Below are 17,537 nucleotides of genomic sequence, written 5' to 3' on the forward strand. Positions count from 1 at the left end.
CCGATTGCTTGCCTTGAATGTCTTCGTGTTTTGCTTCAGATCATAGAAAGGCAAACATGAATTTTTTGTGATTTTTTTGCTTTATAAACTCTATTTTTTATATAGACATAAACAGTTCTAAAACCTTTGAGTGGTTTAACTTTTTATTAACCACTATGGCAAAATTTTTAATACTTAAAACATGGAAAAAGCCATTGCCTTAGCAATAGCTTTTTTGTTTATAATCATAAAATTATGCGCCCTTAGCTTAACTGGATAGAGCAGTTGCCTCCTAAGCGACCGACGTGGGTTCGAGTCCCGCAGGGCGCACATATTGAATCACTTAATCCTTCACTTCAGCCAGCAACGTTTCAGCTGCAAGCTTGCCCAAATTGTTAGAAGCAAGCGGACTATCGCCTGTTAATAATTTACGATCTCTATGACATTGTCCTGTAATGCCAGTGTTCAAAATCTTCACACCGAGTTTTTCAAGGTTCTCACCGACTAACCACGGTAAAGCTCCCGGCATATAACCGATATCAATATTTGCCCCCTTATCTAATGAATCAGGGAATACACAAATTTGATAATCTTTAAAAATGTAATTCTCAGGCTGTTCATCTACTGCCGCAGCCAATAACGAAGCTGGACCATGACATAAAGTAATAATAAATTTATCTTGTTCAACTGCCCATTTCAGAACTTTTTTGACATCCAAGCTATGTGGGATCTTAGCTAAAACACCATGCCCACCCGGAATAAATACAGCTGTGTATGGTGAGTTTTCTCCCACTGCATTTTCTAAAATATCGGCAAGTTTTAATGGATTTTTTAATTTATCTGCATATTTCTGGAAAATATCTAATACCACTTGTTCTTGCTTTGGCATAGCCCACATTTCAAGCTTGGCTGGATTACCTGAAAGTGTCGCAACATCAATTTCAAAACCTGCATTATCTAAATGAAACATCGGCAAAAGCATTTCTACTGGATGGTTTCCGGTAGAAAAGAACTTACCGTTTTGCATCTGGATATAACGCTCATCGGTTGCAATCATTAAGACCTTTTTATTACCTGTATACGGTGTTGAGTAAGTCGTACCGTCGTAATCTGTTTTAGGCGAAGTATATTGGCTTAGTGAGTATGGTGATGGGAAAAAGGCATTATCTTCAGCCAAATCTGGAGTAGGATTTTTATCATCAATATTTGCGGTATTCATTGTTACTATCCTTTTTCATCAGTATGGAAAGAAATAATAAAGTAGGAACCAATTGTTATTTCTTACTCAATTTATAGGTGAAGTTATAGAACTGGTGCAATCTGCCAATAGAATTTGGCAATTTTTATAGAGAAATAGGCAGAATCTAGAATTATAAAATTCAGTTTAGGCGAACCTGTCGTTCGCCCAAACTTCAATGATTACAGCGTTACGCATTCATTTCTAAAACGATCTTTCCAATGTGATCACCTTGCTCCATACATGCATGAGCACTTTGTACATCTGAAAAAGCATATGTTTTATAGATTTGCGGTAAACATTTATCTTGAGCCAAGAGCGGCCATACATGCTCATGCAAAGATTGGGCAATTTGCGCCTTTTCTTGGCTATTACGTGCACGCATCGTTGAACCCGTAATTGTGGCACGTTTTAAAATCAATTTCTGTAAATCAAATTCTTTTGCGATTCGACCACCCATAAAACCAATAATAACAAGTCGACCATCACGTTTTAATAGATTTAAATTTTTTGTGAAATAAGAACCACCCACAATATCCAAAATGACATCAACACCTTTATCTTGAGTATGTTTCAAAACTTCTTGCTCAAAATCTTGGGTTTTATAGTTAATTGCTGTGGTGAAACTAGAGAGTGCTTCAACTTTATCTTCACTACCAACCGTAGCAAAAGTTTTAATTCCTAAAGCTTGGCAAATGGCTAAAGCTGTGGTTCCAATACCACTTGCACCGCCATGAATTAGTGCGGTTTCATCTTTCTTCAAACGGCCGATATCAAACAGGTTTGCCCAAACCGTAAAAAATGTTTCTGGAATCGCAGCAGCTTGCGTAAACGTTAAATTTTCAGGTATTGGCAATACTTGAGTTGCAGTTACCGCACAATATTCTGCATAACCACCGCCATTTGTTAGAGCGCAAACTTTATCACCAACCTTGAATTGATTTACTTGGTCACCCACGGCAACCACAACCCCAGCGACTTCAAGTCCAGGTATTTGAGTAACACCTTTAGGCATCGGATATAACCCCATACGCTGTAAGACATCAGGGCGGTTAATTCCAGCAGCCTTTACCTCAATTAAGACTTCATCTGCTTGAGGTGCTGGAATATTTGCATCTTGAACTTTTAGAACCTCAGGTCCACCAGGAGCCGTAATTTCAATAATTTTCATGGTTGTTGGAAGGGTCATAAAATGCTCCATGTTTGATTTATATTCCAAAATACTTAATTTACTTTAAATAATTGAGGACTTGGGTGGAACGCCAAACAGTCGCTTAAATTCTCGGCTAAATTGTGAGGCACTCACATATCCAACTTCATAGGCTGCTTCTGCTACCCCCATTTTATTGTTCATGATAAGTTCGCGTGCCTTATGTAACCGAGTAATTTTGATGTACTGTAAGGGCGAATAATTCGTCACCTTTTTAAAAGTCTGATGAAAAAGCGAGATGCTCATGCCTGCTTGTTTCGCCAACTCTTGAACCGTTAAGTTATGATAATAATCACGCTGAATAATTTCACAAATGGTATAAATCACGCCATTTCGACTTGCTATAGCCGATAAACTCTCGACTAGATTGCCACCTGAGGCCTGCACCACACGATAAACCAGTTCTCTTTTAACTTGCTCACCCAGTATAAAAGTATCTTGTTTAGAGCGAAGTAAATTGAGCAATCTGAGAGCAACCTCTGAAATGGTGGCATTCATGTCAATCACTCTAAGCCCGCAGCTTAATTTTAAATCTTCTGAATGAGCATCTTCAGTAACCACTTGTTGTTGTTTATCCATTTTAGTAATGAGATCAGTCATCATTTGTGGTTCAAATTTTATTGCAATCGCCAACATGGGTTCATTATTTTCAACAACAGTATCGCAATCAAAAGGTATTGCAATTGAGATGAATAAGCACTGCCCTTGTTGAAATTGAAAGATTTCTTTACCAATATATCCTCGCTTCAACCCCTGTATAACTAAAACAATTGAGGGTTCTTGCAGCACGGCAACAGGAGGTGTGGAATGATCTACACGCATCAAAGTAATGTTAGAGATAAAAGTAGGATAGAGTCCTTCTGCTGGAGCCAAGTGCAAAAATGCATCGACCAAATGTTCTGTAAGATGATTTTGCGGCATAATTTTATTGTGAGAAGTAATCTAATAATCAATATAACAATGAACCTAAAATGAAAACATCTGTCTTACGTTTACTTTGTATAAATAGGCAATTCAAATCAATTTTTAGGCATAAAAAAACCTAGAACATTCTAGGTTTTTCACTTCATCAGATTATTTAAGCCGATAAATTAAAGAACATTGCGGCAATCAAAATGATTACACCGAGTGCAATTCGATACCAAGCAAATACACGTAATGTATGGCGCTCTACAAATAATACCAATGCTTTTACAACAAACAGCGCAGCAATAAAAGCAGCAACGAAACCTACCCCAATATTAATCATATTGTCTGAGGTGAGTACGTCAGCATTTTTAATCAAGTCAAAAGTTGCAGCACCCAACATGGTTGGCATCGCAAGGAAGAAAGAGAATTCTGTGGCAGCTTTACGTGATAAGCCCGCAAACATTCCACCCACAATTGTTGCGCCTGAACGTGAAGTACCCGGAATCATAGCTACACACTGAGCAAGACCTACTAAAAGCGCTTGTTTAAAAGTAATTTTAGTTGCATCCATTGTCTTATGCTCAAACTGTCTAGATTCAACCCAGAAAATGATAAGAGCACCGACAATCAAAGCAATCGCAACGACGATTGGGCTGAATAAAACACTCTTAATGAAGTCGACAGCTAAAACCCCAATAATAACTGCGGGGAAGAATGCAATAAGCACACTAATCGCAAAATGACGTGATTCTACATCGCCACTAAAGAATCCCTTAATCAAGTTAATAATTTTTTGACGGTATAACCAGCACACTGCCAAAATAGCACCTAACTGGATTACGACCTCAAATACACGACCGCCGTCTGAATGGAAATCGATAATATGACCAAATAAAATTAAATGGCCTGTACTCGAGATTGGTAAAAATTCAGTTAAGCCTTCGACAAAGCCTAAAAACAGTGCTTTTATAACTTCAAAATTTTCCATCACTTGCTCAAAAAGTTAATCACCAGAAAAGTCTAAAAATTTGTTTTATATCATGTACAAACCATAATTTTGGCCTAGTTCATGCCCAATATCAGATCATTTCTAGCATTTGTGGTTATTGCCCTTAGCAAAAGGCGGTTTATTTAAAGGGGAATAATGTATCACATCATCATGACAATCTTAGGTTAACTATCGTAAAAAGATAAACTTGGTTAAGAACTACAAAATTTCTCATTCTATAGCTAAAGCTTTTTAAGCTTATTTACCCTAAAAATGATCTTAAAAAGACATTACAAAAACATGATATTATTTTTCTTACATGCAACTCATATCAAAAATTCTATCTGAATGAAAAATACCAAAATTAATGCACGTCATCTTATTATCGATTTATTTCTTTCCTCAGCTTATCCTCAGCTCACCATTAAACAAATATTGATCGCCGCTAAACTTTTTAATATGAGTGACAACGGTATTCGTGTTGCTACGACTCGGCTATTAAATGAAGGCATGATAGAAAGCGTCGAGCGCGGTATTTATCAACTTTCGCCATCAACAAAAGAATGGGCAAAAGTCATTTTGAATCGTAAAAATGGCATTAAACAGACCAAAGAATGGCAACAGAATTATCTGGCAGTATTTACGGGGACATTAGGCCGTATAGATCGGACCGCTTTAAAAAAGAGAGAACATGCTTTACGTCAATTCGGTTTTAGAGAGCTCGAAACTGGAATTTATATACGCCCAGATAATTTAGCCTATAGTTTTGAAAAAACATGTGAAGAACTCACTTTAGCAGGCCTTGAAAATGAAGCCAAAATTTCTATTATTCAAAAATTTGACTCAAAAACAGTTTCGTTAATTCCTTCTTTATGGGATACGAAGCAGCTTGAAAAAAACTATGAAATGTATAGTCAAGATATTCAAGAATGGCTTTTGAACTATAAAAATTTATCTTTAAATGAGGCTGCTACTCAAGCTTTGTTATTAGGACGTGAAACAATTACCCTACTCATGAATGATCCTCTGCTGCCCCCTCCATTTGTTAACGAACATGCCCGCAATCAGTTTGCTCAGAATGTACAGCAGCTCGATTCGATTGGACAAAAACTTTGGCAGAAAATTTATGAAAATGAATTAGCCCATTAAAGGGCGATTTATTTTTTTACAAACAAATATTACACTTTTTAAAATTTTATGATTATATTAGTAATATAAAATATGGATACCAAAATCTGATTTGGGAGAATAAAAATGAATGCACAAGTCAGTGTGACCGATCTCTTTAGCAGAGAAGAAATACAGGAACTCACAAAACCCTCAGATGCATACGGCGCTTGGGCTGTTGCAAGCACATGGGCCGTTATTGGTGGAACATTTGCCAGTTTAATCATGATGTGGGATTACTTACCTAGCTGGGGCAAATTACTTGCTTGTATGCTAGCTTTGGCCATATTGGCGGGTCGCCAGTTATGTCTAGCAATTTTGATGCATGATGCATCGCATAAAAGCCTATTTAAAAGTAAGAAAATAAATGACTTTGTCGGTGAATGGCTATGCGCCCGTCCAATCTGGAATGATCTACAAAAATACCGCGTACACCATGTCCGTCATCATGCAAAAACCTCTACTCCAGATGACCCTGACCTTTCTTTAGTTTCTGGTTTTCCAGTAAGTAAAAAATCTCTTACTCGTAAATTCTTACGCGACTTAACGGGTATGACAGGGTTAAAGTTTAGCTTTGGTCGAGTGTTAATGGATCTCGATTTAATGAAATGGACCGTTGCAAATGATCAAGTCTGGTTAGATCGAAGCAATAAAGATTTCGTTGACTATGCCAAAAGTCTTATCAAAAACAGTAGCGGCGCCATTGCAACAAATGTTGCTCTTTATGGTGTTTTAAAGGCGTTTGGGCAGCAACGTTTTTATTGGTTATGGCCTTTAGCGTATTTAACACCATTTCCATTATTTTTAAGAATTCGCTCAATGGCCGAACATGCAGGCATGCAAACGAGTAATACAGCCTTAACCAATACACGCACGACACGCGCAGGTTGGATTGCTAGAAGCTTTGTGGCACCTATTCATGTCAATTACCACATGGAACACCACTTAATGGCTTCGGTACCCTATTTCAAACTGCCGCGCATGCATCGACTATTAAGAGACCGCGGTCATGTTCCGTCACCCCCTAGTTATTTTGAAGTGATTGAATCACTCTCATCTAAGCCAGAATAATCTACTTAATAATTCAAATGATCAATGAAAGGCCATGAAATTAAATTTATGGCCTTTTAATTTAAATCATCCATCTTATGTTTAGTTTGGAAATATTTAGGAGTAACCCCCATCCAACGCTTAAACGCACGAGTGAAGTGAGAAGTTTCGGCATAACCCAGCATGAAAGCCACTTTTTCAATCGACATGCTATTTTGAACTAAAAGTTTCTGAGCATGCTCTTTTTTAAGTGAGTCCACCAAAAAGGTAAAACTAGTGTGATCAAGAGCTAAATAGCGTTGCAGGGTTCGCTCTGACATATTCATGATTTGAGCAACTTGCCCAACTTTCAATGCCTCAATCTCCCCATTCAAAAGCAATTTTTCAACAACTTGTTTAACTCGCCCTTTCCAGCCACTTTTTAATTTTAATTTATCTATATCCCGCTTGCATTGTGCATTTAACAACGGCGCTAGCATTAGATCCGCCGTTAATACAGGCTGTGCTAAATACTCTTTTGGAAATATCCAACGATTACACTTTTGATTAAATAAACAAGTGACCGCCAGTTGATGACTTATTTGGGAAAAACCTATCGGTTCTGGTATTTGTAATTCAACTTTTCCTAAATGAGAAAGTCCTGTTAATTTTTTTGCAATTTGAACAAAACCAACTAACAAAAAAATGTTGGCATTTGGACTCAACTGAAATGCATTGACGGGCTGATGAATTGACCAACATGCATCATTATCGTCTTGTTTTAATTCTGGTTTAAAAACCTTACAACGTGAGCCAATGAACTGTTCAAGAATTTTCAGCGCTTCCCCTAAATTTGGAGAAACTATGGCGGCCATTCCGACTGAACCATAACATGAAGCTGTCATGTTTAAAGCTAAATACCCAGCTAATGCTGGCTCTTTGCATAACTCAACGGCACGTTCAATAAGCTCATTTAAGATGTTGAACTCAACATACCAGTAGGGCTTTTTTAATTGGTCTAAGGTTATTCCACTTCCATCTAAAAGCTGCTCACCAGAGACACCCCATCGCTTAACAGTCTCGACTAATAAGTTAATATAAGTTCCGGGTAATTCTGGATTCATGAGCCACCCAATGAGCAAAATAAAATGGCGTGAAATGGTAAAAATTGTCAGTTCATGAACTATGCCATGCTTTTAAATTGATGCATAGTTATTCAAAACAAAATCTGCTGAATTGCACGAGACAGCACAATTTCTGAAAAGAATACAGGTCGCCTTATGAACATTCTGATTGTCCATGCTCATCCAGAACCACAGTCTTTTACCACTGCTCTAAAAAGTACAGGCAAGCAAACCTTAGAAAAACTGGGGCACACAGTAGAGGTTTCAGATTTATATGCAATGCAATTTAACCCTATTGCATCCAAAGAGGATTTTCTAGAGCTTAACCAACCTGATTATTTTAACTATGCTCTCGAACAAAGAAATGCCAGCAAAAATCAACTTCTAGCTCCTGATATTCAAGCAGAAATTGAAAAAGTAAAAAAAGCTGATTTAGTTATTTTAAATTTCCCCCTTTATTGGACATCTGTTCCAGCAATTTTAAAGGGCTGGATTGATCGTGTTTTCGTCTCTGGACTTTTTTATGGGGGTAAGCGGTTTTATAACCATGGGGGAATGTCTGGAAAAAAAGCGATGTTATGCTTAACACTCGGTGGTAGAACACACATGTTTGGAGAGAACTCAATTCACGGCCCAATTGAAAATTATTTATCACCGATTCAACGTGGTACTTTGGCATATGTCGGTTTTGAAGTTTTACCACCATTCATTGCTTATCACGTACCTTATATTAGCCAAGAAGTACGAGAAACCCTTCTCGAAGACTATGAGATTTATCTCTCTCACTTGGACCAGCTTGAACCACTAAAATTTCCTAAGCTTGAGCAATTTGATGAAAAATTATATCCACTCTAATGCTGTGTTTAAGCTCTAAAAATTAAATAGCCGAATTTAGCTTATTATTTTCGGTTATTTTCTTGCTCATAACTTTCAAAAAGAAATCCAAATACGTTCAAAAAATAGATCAAACGGTAAAAAAATTAAGCTAAACTTTTTTATAAAATTAAGAATATAAAAGTTAATCAATAATATACAGATGTAGAGAAACTAGACTTATCAACTAAAAATGACAACTATTACTCATTTCATAATCGATTAATTCATATTTTTACAAAAAAATCTTTGACCATTTTTCTTGGATTTGTGACAAAAATGTCACTAAAACCAACATCTTTACTAATAGATTAAAAATATAAATATCAATCAATTAAAATAATTTACTAATGAAAATATTCCTTCATATTTCATTTATTATTGGCACCATTTGTATAAAAAGTGAGTACTCTTCAGTTCATATAACAGATTTACTCTTATTGTAATTATGCTATTTTTGTTACATGGAGTTATCAAAGCTTTTATAAGTTGTAATTAGAAGCTTTGAAGGCAACACAGTTTAAACGGTTTAACTCTGTTACTTTTAAAAAAATGTCTTGAAGTTCAAGGAAAGATTAAAATGAAATTAAAACATCTGAGCACTGCAATGATTTTAGCAACGCTGCCTGCAACTGGGGTTTTTGCAGCAGCATTGGATCGCTCTGGACAATCAATGTCTGCATTTTTGCAGCCTAATAATTACTTTGAAGCTGGTATTTCTGTTTTAGACCCAGATGTAGCGGGTAAAGAAGCTGGTACAAGTGCAACACGCCGTGATATTGGTGATATGGGTAATGATTATTATTTCCCAAATGCTGCATTAAAACTGCAACTTAATGATAAATTCTCATTTGGTATACTATACGATCAACCATTTGGCGCAGATGCTGAATATTCTGGAAAAAATGTATTTGTTTCAGACTCTTCTAATACTATTTTAGCGCAAGCTGCATTAGATGATCTTCGTACCAACACTATTGATACAACATTTAATGGATTAACTGCCGACCAACGTGTAGGTGCCGCGCTGCAAGCTCAAGGTGTTGACTTAACCTCTGCTGCTGGAAAAGCACAATTTGCTGCAACTTTAAATGCTTATAATAATGATGCAACTACTAAAGCTGTTATCGATGCAGGTGTTAAACAAGGTGTTGCTGCAAAGGTTGACGCCGGTCTAGCTCAAGTCAATGGTTTGCTTGGTAAAGGTGCTACCAAGGTTAAAGTTGATACCCAGAACCTTGCAATGGTTTTTGGTTTTCAACCAAATCAAAATTGGAACTTCTATGCGGGTGGTGTATATCAAACCATTAAAGGAAACATCAACCTCCGTGGTCAAGCTTACAGTATCTACAATGGCTATGACGCAGATATTAAAGAAACAGGTGGTGCAGGTTGGTTAGCAGGTTTCGCTTATCAAATTCCTGAAATTGCATTAAAAGCATCTTTAACTTATCGCTCTGAAATTGACCATGATGTCAATATTCGCGAAAACTTGCCTACACTTCCTGCTCTTTCATTATTAGGACAAGCTGCAGCTGGTGAAGCAATTAAAAATAGCTCAGCAGATACCACAATTACTACACCTCAATCAGTTAACTTTGATTTCCAAACGGGAATCATGGCTGACACTGTTGCCTTTGCTAACATACGTTGGGTGAACTGGAAAGATTTCTCTGTTCAACCATACAAATTTGGACAACTATCAAAAGTTGTAGGCCCGATTGTCAACCGTCCAAATGGTTTTGATTTAGTTAGCTATTCAGATGACCAATGGACAGTGACTACAGGTGTTGGCCGCAAACTTAATGACAAATGGGCTGGTAACGTTTCTGTAGGTTGGGACTCTGGTGCAGGTGACCCAATCACAACTCTAGGTCCAACAGAAGGTTACTGGAACGTAGGTTTAGGTCTTCAATATAGTCCTACCCCACAAACGTTTATTGCTGGCGGCGTAAAATACTTCTGGTTAGGCGATGCTAAGGCTCAAACTGGCGCACAAGCTGGTGGTGATGAATATGTTGCGGAGTTCTCTGACAACAACGCAATCGCTTATGGTTTAAAACTTGGCTATAAATTCTAAGTTTCAAAACTCATTCATATAAAAAAGGCGCTTAAAGCGCCTTTTTTATTATTTATCTCTTATGCTGGAATGCTACGTTTTGAAACTGAACGAATTGCTTCTTTTAACGCATCATATCCGTGGATAGCTGGAAACTGTGGGAACTCAGCAATCACGTTTGCAGGTGCATCAAATAAGAAACCGTGGTCAGCTTCACCCAACATGGTTGTATCATTATAAGAATCACCAGCTGCGATTACGCGGAAATTTAAACCATGTAGTGCTTTAACAGATTCACGTTTTTGATCAGGTTGACGCAATTTATAAGCCGTGATCATTCCTTCTTCATCTGTCTCTAATTTATGACAGAAAATTGTTGGCCATCCTAATTGCTTCATTAATGGATGTGCAAACTCATAAAACGTATCTGACAAGATTACAAGTTGGAAATGTGTGCTCACCCATTCAACAAATTCTTTTGCACCAGGTAATGGCCCCATCTCGGCAATGACTTCTTGAATGTCATTTAAGCCTAAACCGTGTTGTTTTAAGATATTAAGGCGCTGAGTCATTAAAACATCATAATCCGGAATATCACGAGTTGTTGCTTCGAGTTCTTTGATCCCTGTTTTTTTAGCGAAATTGATCCAGATTTCAGGAACTAAAACCCCTTCAAGATCTAGGCATACGATTTCCATGAATGCTTCCAACGTTGGTTAAAAATTGCTGTATCATACCATTAAGATTTTCAGTTTTGCGTTGTTATTGATCAAATCAATTTTATTCATAAGGTTCGAAATTAAAGTGCTAAGCACTTTATCAACTATCCTTTAGAATATTTTTCATAAATCAATGCGCCCAAGCCTTTTGCCAGGAACACACATGACCGTTATTCCGACTATTGATATCGTAGATGCTCTTGCTGCTGAGTATGCAACCAAAAGTCCTCGAGAAATTTTAGAACTTGCCCTAAGCCAACAAGGTGAAATTGCGATTTCGTTTTCGGGAGCAGAAGATGTTGTTTTAATTGATATTGCTTCACGTTTAGGTAAGCCGTTCCGTGTGTTTAGTCTCGACACTGGTCGCCTACATGCCGAAACTTATCAATTTATTGAGACTGTCCGTAAACACTACAATATTAATATCGAAATTTGTTTCCCTGAATCTGAAGCTGTCCAAAGTATGGTCAACGAAAAAGGTTTATTCAGCTTTTTTACAGATGGGCATCAGGAATGTTGTAGTATCCGTAAAGTTCAGCCTTTACGTAAAAAACTTGCGACTTTAGACGGTTGGATTACGGGTCAACGTAAAGATCAAAGCCCTGGTACGCGTACAGAAATTCCAGTCGTACAAGCTGATGCAGGTTTCTCTGGTCCAGGTAAGCAACTCATTAAATATAATCCTTTAGCAAACTGGACAAGTGCTGAAGTATGGAGCTACATCCGTATGATGGAGATTCCATATAACCCTCTTCACGAACGTGGTTTTGTTTCTATTGGCTGTGAACCATGTACACGTGCTGTATTACCAAACCAACATGAGCGTGAAGGGCGCTGGTGGTGGGAAGAAGCGACTCAAAAAGAGTGTGGATTACACGCAGGTAATATGAAAAAGTAATTTGTTATCAAAAAACCACTGCTAAATCAGTGGTTTTTTTTATGTCATGTTCCGTACACAAAGTCATATTTTATCTACTCTAAACGCTATATACTTAATTTTACGGTTCTATAATTCTAATAAGAGCTCAGATAAGGGCTTCTTAGAAAAATGCATGAGGCACAATGATTTATGCGTCCATTACATCCAATTGATTTCATTTTTCTGTCACTTGAAAAAAGACAGCAACCCATGCATGTCGGTGGATTGTTTTTATTTGAAATTCCTGAAAATGCACCTGAAACTTTTGTACATGATTTAGTTGAAGATATTAAACGCTCAAAAAGCATTCCTATCCCACCCTTCAATAACCGTTTAAACGGCTTATTTTGGGATGAAGATGAAGAGTTCGATATCGATCATCACTTTCGCCACATTGCTCTGCCTCATCCTGGCCGTATTCGTGAACTTCTGGTTTATATTTCACAGCAACATAGTTCATTAATTGATCGTGCAAAGCCTCTTTGGACTTGTGACATTATTGAAGGAATCGAAGGCAATCGTTTTGCCATGTATTTTAAAATCCATCATGCAATGGTCGATGGCGTTGCAGGTATGCGTTTGATTGAAAAATCTCTATCAAAGACACCAGAAGAAAAACATGTTGTTCCTTTATGGTGTGTTGAGAGCAAAAGAACTAAACGACTAAAAGTACCGACTCCAAGTACCAGTAAGATTAAGAGTATTTTAGGAGGTATTAAGTCTCAACTCGATATCGCTCCTAAAGTCATGCAAGAGCTATCTCAGACTATATTTAAAGAAATGGGCAAAAATCCTGATTATGTTTCTACTTTTCAGGCGCCAGTGTCGATTTTGAACCAAAGAGTGAGTGCTTCACGTCGTTTTGCAGCCCAATCATTTGAACTGAGTCGTCTTAGAAAGATTTCAAAAGTGTTAGGCGTAACAATTAATGATGTTGTACTCGCAGTATGTTCTGGTGCTTTACGTGAATATTTGATTAGTCAAAATAGCTTACCTAAAAAACCACTTATTGCCATGGTGCCAGCTTCATTACGCACCGATGATTCTGATATGAGTAACCGAATTACCATGATTCTGGCAAATTTAGGAACTCATAAAGACCAACCGTTAGAACGTCTAGAAATTATTCGTCGCAGCATGCAAAATTCAAAGCAACGCTTTAGCCGTATGACTGCGAATGAAATTTTAAACTATAGTGCGGTTGTTTATGGTCCGGCAGGATTAAACATCATGTCAGGAATGCTTCCTAAGCGTCAGGCGTTCAATTTAGTCATTTCCAATGTACCAGGACCACGTGAGCCGCTTTATTGGAATGGCGCGAAATTAGATGCTCTCTACCCTGCTTCAATTGTCATGGATGGACAAGCACTAAACATTACCATGACAAGTTATTTAGATAAGCTTGAAGTTGGATTAACAGCTTGTCGAAATGCTTTGCCAAAAATGCAAAACCTTTTGACTCACTTAGAAGATGAGATTCAACGGTTTGAAGAAATTATTGCAGAGAAGCAACTGAAACATCATTCAGCAAGTTAGAAAACTAAGGGGCTTTAAATTGGCCCCTTATTTTTTGATTGTGCGGCACTGGTTAAGCAACTGATGACATACTGAACGAATCATTGCAGTTGTGATCGGTACTTCTTTACCTTGGTCATTCAACATATAGCAGCTATTTACTGGCGTGCTTTCTAAAACATGTTTAAGACCGTTGCTAATTAAGTTTTCACTTACATTCATGGGTTATACCTCTTATTGTTTGCTAAGACGTTAAATAGGGAGAACGTCTACGGCTACTGTATGTAAGTAGTATTTAAAATTCATGAATGAAAGTAAAATTTCAGTTGTAACAAGGATTAAGCGATATCTTGTTACAACTTTAACTTAAAATGATATCGTATTGCTCTTGCGTATATAAATTTTCGACCTGAAATTTAATGACACGGTTGATGAAATGCTCTAAATCTGCCACTGCTGGCGCTTCTGCTGTTAACAATCGATCAATCACAGAAGGATGAGCAACAACAGTAAAGCCACTCGTTGACTCAAATGCACGCGTATATCGTAATATCTCACGAAATATTTCGTAACACACTGTCTCTGCTGTTTTGACAAAACCACGTCCTTGACAGGTTGGACATGACTCACATAGCAAATGTTCTAACGATTCACGTGTTCGTTTACGCGTCATTTCGACCAGCCCAAGTTCTGACACTTGAGTAATTTTGGTCTTGGCATGATCGCGCTCAAGCATTTTTTCAAACTGACGCATCACCTCTTCACGGTGAATTGCCTCTTGCATGTCAATAAAATCAATAATGAGAATACCACCCAAATTACGCAGTCTAAGTTGACGCGCAATCACTTGAGTCGCTTCCATATTGGTTTTAAAAACGGTGTCTTCAAGACTACGACCACCGACATATGAACCCGTATTAACATCAATCGTTGTCATGGCTTCAGTCTGATCGATCATCAGATAACCACCTGACTTCAAAGCTACGCGGGTTTGTAAGGCTTTTTGAATATCTTCTTCGACATTATAAAGATCAAATAGTGGTCGCTCACCCGGATAATGAATGAGTCGACTCTGCATATTCGGGACAAATTCTTCAACAAACTCAAGAAGCTTGGCGTGAATTTCTCTCGAATCGACATAAATCTTTGCAGTTTCGTCGCTAGCCAAATCTCGAATAATACGTTGAGGTAATGGAAGCTCTTCAAAAATTAAGGAAGGGACAGCAACATCAATTTGTTTACGTTGAATGTATTCCCATAATTTACTCAGATAGCACATATCCTGTGCAATTTCTGCCTCATCTACGCCTTCAGCAGCTGTGCGTACAATCACACTACCCGGCAAATTATGTTCAGATTGAATACCTTCAATAATATTACGTAGTCGCTCTCGTTCTTCTTCAGACTCAATACGCTGAGATACACCAATATGATTTCCATATGGCATGAGAACCAGATAACGAGAAGGGATTGAAAGGTCAGTACTCAAACGTGCGCCTTTTGTTCCCAACATATCTTTCATTACCTGGACAGTAAGCGTTTGCCCGGGATGTAAGAGTTCAAAAACATTTGGGGTAGGCTGTGAACGAGGCCAAACCATATCATTGATATGTAAAAAGGCTGTTCGAGACAAACCAATATCAACGAAGGCAGCTTGCATGCCCGGAAGCACCCGCACGACTTTACCCTTGTAAATATTGCCGACTAGACCACGTTTGACTGTACGTTCAACATACAGCTCATTAACAGTTCCATTTTCGATTAATGCCACCCGACACTCCATAGGCGTGACATTAATAAGTAATTCTTCTGACATACATAAACTCAAAGCATTATAAAATTTTTATTAAAGAGTCAGAGAAGCTGTTAACTTTGCCTAGTGTTTATCGACAATGCTATTCAATTAAGAATAATAACAACCTCTTATGTCTTTACTCTTTTTAATAACTGTGCAAATTCGTATAAAGGAAGTCCTACCACATTACTATAACTTCCTTGAATTTGGGGAATATATTGAGAAGCAATCCCTTGAATTGCATATCCACCGGCCTTCCCCACAGGCTCACCTGTAGTCCAATAATCTTCCATATCTTGTGTAGTCAGAGGCTGAAACTCAACTTGAGTTTGCACTACCTGACTTAACATTTTTTGTTGCGTAGCAATACATAATCCAGAAAACACATCATGCCAACGTCCAGATAACTGTTTCCAGATTTCAAAGGCATGATTTTTCGATTCTGGCTTACCAATAATTTGGCCATCAAGCCCAAGACTTGTATCGGCAGCAATTACTATTGCGTCTGGAAAAAGCTTCAATACAGTTTGTGCTTTTTCTCTAGCTAATCGTTCAACATAATGGTGAACCAGCTCATTTTCATGAACGGACTCGTCAATATCTGGACTATAGATTTCAAAATCTAAACCCAGTTGCTGCAATAGCTCCTTCCGACGAGGAGAGCTAGATGCTAAGACTATATGCGCCATTTTGCTAAACAATAATAGACGATTGGCCAAGTGATGATACTTGTCATCAATGGTTGCCAATGTCTAGCAATCGAAAAATGAATTCCACCCATGGTCTGCGTTACCCACATAAACGCTAAATGAGCAATAATGACCAGAGTTGCAATTGTCCATAAATTACCAAAGGTTAAAATACGGCGCTCGCGAATTAAAAAACGGGTAAGAAAAGTCACAATTACAAAACTTAAAGCATTAAGGCCTAAAGGCGCATCAAGCAAAAGGTCTGTAAAAATTCCCATTCCAAATGCAAACCAGACCCCACACCATGTTGGCTGACATACTACCCAAAATAGCATAATCATTAACATGAATAATGGGCGCCAACCTGAAATATCGTAGGATAGCGGGTAGACCATGAGCACTGAGCCGACAATTACAGAGAGGATAATTCCCCATAATGGATCGTTTCGTTTTTCTCGTTTTAATTTAGCGATCGGCATATGGTTGCTCCTTCGCTAAAGAATCAGAGAAAAGTACGACCACATGATGACCTGTTGCTAATTGTGCGGCTGGTGTAACATCAATTTCTGCAAACTCGCCCGAATTATGACGTCTTATTTTGGCAACTGTACCCACTGCGTACCCTGCTGGGAAATGTTCACCCAAACCTGAGCTAAACACTTTATCACCCACTTGAATATTCGCACTCGTCGGGACATATTCCATTTTCAAACGACCCAAATCACCAGTACCAGAAACAATCGCCCGCATTCCAGTGCGTTCAAGACGTACTGAAAGTGAATGTTCTTTATCTGATAACAACATTACACGTGAGCTATGAGGATATACATTAATGATCTGTCCCATAATTCCTTTATCATCCAGAACCGTTTGACCGACCTTAAGATGGTCCATAGATCCACGGTTAACAATAATGATATGACGTAATGGGTCTGCATCTGTCCCAATTACTTCAGCGATCTCCATACGTCCATCAATAATTAATGGAGTATCAAGAAGACCTCGCAAACGGGTGTTTTCAGCGGACAGTTCAGAAAGCTTCTGTAAACGAACCTGAGCTTGTAAAAGCTCAGCCTGCATCGCAGTATTTTCACGACGCAGTTGTGCTTCAGATTTTGTTTGTTGATTCAGCCATTCTCTCGACAGTACTGGATAACTGGCCAATGCATAAATTGGGTTATATGCAGCGTACAAGACATCCCTTGCTGGCTGAATTACATACGGCATGCGCCAATCAAAAAACAGCACAACCAAGCATGTAATGACCGCAATAATGAACGAGCGGAAAGATGGCGGCTGTCTTGAAAAAATATTCGGTTGCACCG

17 protein-coding genes and 1 tRNA gene are annotated in these 17,537 nt (G+C 38.1%); 7 read left to right on the forward strand and 11 right to left on the reverse strand.

The features are described from left to right. The first annotated feature begins 236 nt into the window (after window positions 1–236). Window positions 237–309, forward strand: a tRNA-Arg gene (locus tag ACS125_RS00390). A 13-nt stretch (window positions 310–322) separates the two neighbouring features. Here ACS125_RS00390 and hchA read toward each other — a convergent pair. From hchA to ACS125_RS00410, 4 genes are all read right to left on the reverse strand, one after another. After that, window positions 323–1,198 (reverse strand): glyoxalase III HchA, encoded by an 876-nt coding sequence (gene hchA, locus ACS125_RS00395; protein ID WP_443269976.1) that lies wholly within the window; start codon window positions 1,196–1,198, stop codon window positions 323–325. A 208-nt stretch (window positions 1,199–1,406) separates the two neighbouring features. Further along, a complete protein-coding gene (locus ACS125_RS00400) occupies window positions 1,407–2,417 on the reverse strand; it encodes an NAD(P)H-quinone oxidoreductase (protein ID WP_443269978.1) in 1,011 nt (336 codons plus the stop codon). A gap of 33 nt (window positions 2,418–2,450) precedes the next feature. Continuing rightward, complete coding sequence (locus tag ACS125_RS00405) at window positions 2,451–3,347, reverse strand: AraC family transcriptional regulator (protein ID WP_174759380.1); 897 nt, start codon at window positions 3,345–3,347, stop codon at window positions 2,451–2,453. 157 nt (window positions 3,348–3,504) lie between these two features. After that, complete coding sequence (locus ACS125_RS00410; RefSeq protein WP_004789327.1) at window positions 3,505–4,323, reverse strand: undecaprenyl-diphosphate phosphatase; 819 nt, start codon at window positions 4,321–4,323, stop codon at window positions 3,505–3,507. A gap of 348 nt (window positions 4,324–4,671) precedes the next feature. On the opposite strand from ACS125_RS00410, the gene ACS125_RS00415 reads away from it, so the two are divergent. Further along, on the forward strand, window positions 4,672–5,472 hold the full coding sequence (locus ACS125_RS00415) for a PaaX family transcriptional regulator C-terminal domain-containing protein (RefSeq protein WP_443269980.1): 801 nt from the start codon (window positions 4,672–4,674) through the stop codon (window positions 5,470–5,472). Between the two features lie 105 nt (window positions 5,473–5,577). After that, window positions 5,578–6,561: a fatty acid desaturase family protein gene (locus tag ACS125_RS00420; RefSeq protein WP_443269982.1), complete on the forward strand. Its 984-nt coding sequence runs from the start codon at window positions 5,578–5,580 to the stop codon at window positions 6,559–6,561. Window positions 6,562–6,617: 56 nt separating this feature from the next. Here ACS125_RS00420 and ACS125_RS00425 read toward each other — a convergent pair whose 3' ends face one another. Next, window positions 6,618–7,643 carry an AraC family transcriptional regulator ligand-binding domain-containing protein gene (locus ACS125_RS00425; RefSeq protein WP_443269984.1) on the reverse strand — a complete coding sequence of 342 codons (1,026 nt, stop codon included), beginning with the start codon at window positions 7,641–7,643 and terminating at the stop codon, window positions 6,618–6,620. A gap of 156 nt (window positions 7,644–7,799) precedes the next feature. On the opposite strand from ACS125_RS00425, the gene ACS125_RS00430 reads away from it, so the two are divergent. Continuing rightward, entirely contained in the window at window positions 7,800–8,498 is a 699-nt protein-coding gene (locus ACS125_RS00430; protein WP_443269986.1) for an NAD(P)H-dependent oxidoreductase, read from the forward strand. Between the two features lie 598 nt (window positions 8,499–9,096). Beyond that, on the forward strand, window positions 9,097–10,596 hold the full coding sequence (locus tag ACS125_RS00435; protein ID WP_151767620.1) for an outer membrane protein transport protein: 1,500 nt from the start codon (window positions 9,097–9,099) through the stop codon (window positions 10,594–10,596). A 59-nt stretch (window positions 10,597–10,655) separates the two neighbouring features. On the opposite strand, the gene thrH is transcribed toward ACS125_RS00435, so the two are convergent. Then, on the reverse strand, window positions 10,656–11,273 hold the full coding sequence (gene thrH / locus ACS125_RS00440) for a bifunctional phosphoserine phosphatase/homoserine phosphotransferase ThrH (RefSeq protein ID WP_003655338.1): 618 nt from the start codon (window positions 11,271–11,273) through the stop codon (window positions 10,656–10,658). Window positions 11,274–11,457: 184 nt separating this feature from the next. Here thrH and ACS125_RS00445 point away from each other — a divergent pair, with 184 nt between their 5' ends. Then, window positions 11,458–12,192, forward strand: coding sequence for a phosphoadenylyl-sulfate reductase (locus tag ACS125_RS00445; protein ID WP_443269988.1), 735 nt, complete (start codon window positions 11,458–11,460; stop codon window positions 12,190–12,192). 171 nt (window positions 12,193–12,363) lie between these two features. Next, window positions 12,364–13,749 (forward strand): WS/DGAT/MGAT family O-acyltransferase, encoded by a 1,386-nt coding sequence (locus tag ACS125_RS00450; RefSeq protein WP_005309889.1) that lies wholly within the window; start codon window positions 12,364–12,366, stop codon window positions 13,747–13,749. Window positions 13,750–13,776: 27 nt separating this feature from the next. Here the strand turns inward: ACS125_RS00450 and ACS125_RS00455 are convergent, their stop codons facing one another. The 5 genes from ACS125_RS00455 to mreC all read right to left on the reverse strand — a co-directional run bounded on the left by ACS125_RS00455 (window position 13,777) and on the right by mreC (window position 17,535). Beyond that, window positions 13,777–13,950 carry a PA1571 family protein gene (locus tag ACS125_RS00455; protein WP_002116397.1) on the reverse strand — a complete coding sequence of 58 codons (174 nt, stop codon included), beginning with the start codon at window positions 13,948–13,950 and terminating at the stop codon, window positions 13,777–13,779. Between the two features lie 139 nt (window positions 13,951–14,089). Then, the gene (gene rng / locus ACS125_RS00460; RefSeq protein ID WP_004789319.1) at window positions 14,090–15,544 is read right to left on the reverse strand and encodes a ribonuclease G; all 1,455 of its coding nucleotides are present in this window, start codon (window positions 15,542–15,544) and stop codon (window positions 14,090–14,092) included. Between the two features lie 107 nt (window positions 15,545–15,651). Further along, window positions 15,652–16,212, reverse strand: a complete 561-nt coding sequence (locus ACS125_RS00465) for a Maf-like protein (RefSeq protein ID WP_238612580.1) — start codon at window positions 16,210–16,212, stop codon at window positions 15,652–15,654. Beyond that, a complete protein-coding gene (gene mreD, locus ACS125_RS00470) occupies window positions 16,200–16,691 on the reverse strand; it encodes a rod shape-determining protein MreD (protein WP_004789317.1) in 492 nt (163 codons plus the stop codon). Before mreD ends, ACS125_RS00465 begins: the two co-directional genes overlap by 13 nt. After that, window positions 16,678–17,535 carry a rod shape-determining protein MreC gene (gene mreC, locus ACS125_RS00475; RefSeq protein ID WP_004789316.1) on the reverse strand — a complete coding sequence of 286 codons (858 nt, stop codon included), beginning with the start codon at window positions 17,533–17,535 and terminating at the stop codon, window positions 16,678–16,680. Before mreC ends, mreD begins: the two co-directional genes overlap by 14 nt. Window positions 17,536–17,537: the final 2 nt, after the last annotated feature.

It is taken from the genome of Acinetobacter sp. PFS20, from assembly GCF_052261015.1.
Taxonomy (GTDB): Bacteria; Pseudomonadota; Gammaproteobacteria; order Pseudomonadales; family Moraxellaceae; genus Acinetobacter.

Excerpts from the sequence above, each read along its gene's own strand:
- hchA (WP_443269976.1), bottom strand. The coding sequence starts at position 1,198 with ATGAATACCGCAAATATTGATGATAAAAATCCTACTCCAGATTTGGCT.
- ACS125_RS00400 (WP_443269978.1), bottom strand. The coding sequence starts at position 2,417 with ATGGAGCATTTTATGACCCTTCCAACAACCATGAAAATTATTGAAATT.
- ACS125_RS00405 (WP_174759380.1), bottom strand. The coding sequence starts at position 3,347 with ATGCCGCAAAATCATCTTACAGAACATTTGGTCGATGCATTTTTGCAC.
- ACS125_RS00410 (WP_004789327.1), bottom strand. The coding sequence starts at position 4,323 with ATGGAAAATTTTGAAGTTATAAAAGCACTGTTTTTAGGCTTTGTCGAA.
- ACS125_RS00415 (WP_443269980.1), top strand. The coding sequence starts at position 4,672 with ATGAAAAATACCAAAATTAATGCACGTCATCTTATTATCGATTTATTT.
- ACS125_RS00420 (WP_443269982.1), top strand. The coding sequence starts at position 5,578 with ATGAATGCACAAGTCAGTGTGACCGATCTCTTTAGCAGAGAAGAAATA.
- ACS125_RS00425 (WP_443269984.1), bottom strand. The coding sequence starts at position 7,643 with ATGAATCCAGAATTACCCGGAACTTATATTAACTTATTAGTCGAGACT.
- ACS125_RS00430 (WP_443269986.1), top strand. The coding sequence starts at position 7,800 with ATGAACATTCTGATTGTCCATGCTCATCCAGAACCACAGTCTTTTACC.
- ACS125_RS00435 (WP_151767620.1), top strand. The coding sequence starts at position 9,097 with ATGAAATTAAAACATCTGAGCACTGCAATGATTTTAGCAACGCTGCCT.
- thrH (WP_003655338.1), bottom strand. The coding sequence starts at position 11,273 with ATGGAAATCGTATGCCTAGATCTTGAAGGGGTTTTAGTTCCTGAAATC.
- ACS125_RS00445 (WP_443269988.1), top strand. The coding sequence starts at position 11,458 with ATGACCGTTATTCCGACTATTGATATCGTAGATGCTCTTGCTGCTGAG.
- ACS125_RS00450 (WP_005309889.1), top strand. The coding sequence starts at position 12,364 with ATGCGTCCATTACATCCAATTGATTTCATTTTTCTGTCACTTGAAAAA.
- ACS125_RS00455 (WP_002116397.1), bottom strand. The coding sequence starts at position 13,950 with ATGAATGTAAGTGAAAACTTAATTAGCAACGGTCTTAAACATGTTTTA.
- rng (WP_004789319.1), bottom strand. The coding sequence starts at position 15,544 with ATGTCAGAAGAATTACTTATTAATGTCACGCCTATGGAGTGTCGGGTG.
- ACS125_RS00465 (WP_238612580.1), bottom strand. The coding sequence starts at position 16,212 with ATGGCGCATATAGTCTTAGCATCTAGCTCTCCTCGTCGGAAGGAGCTA.
- mreD (WP_004789317.1), bottom strand. The coding sequence starts at position 16,691 with ATGCCGATCGCTAAATTAAAACGAGAAAAACGAAACGATCCATTATGG.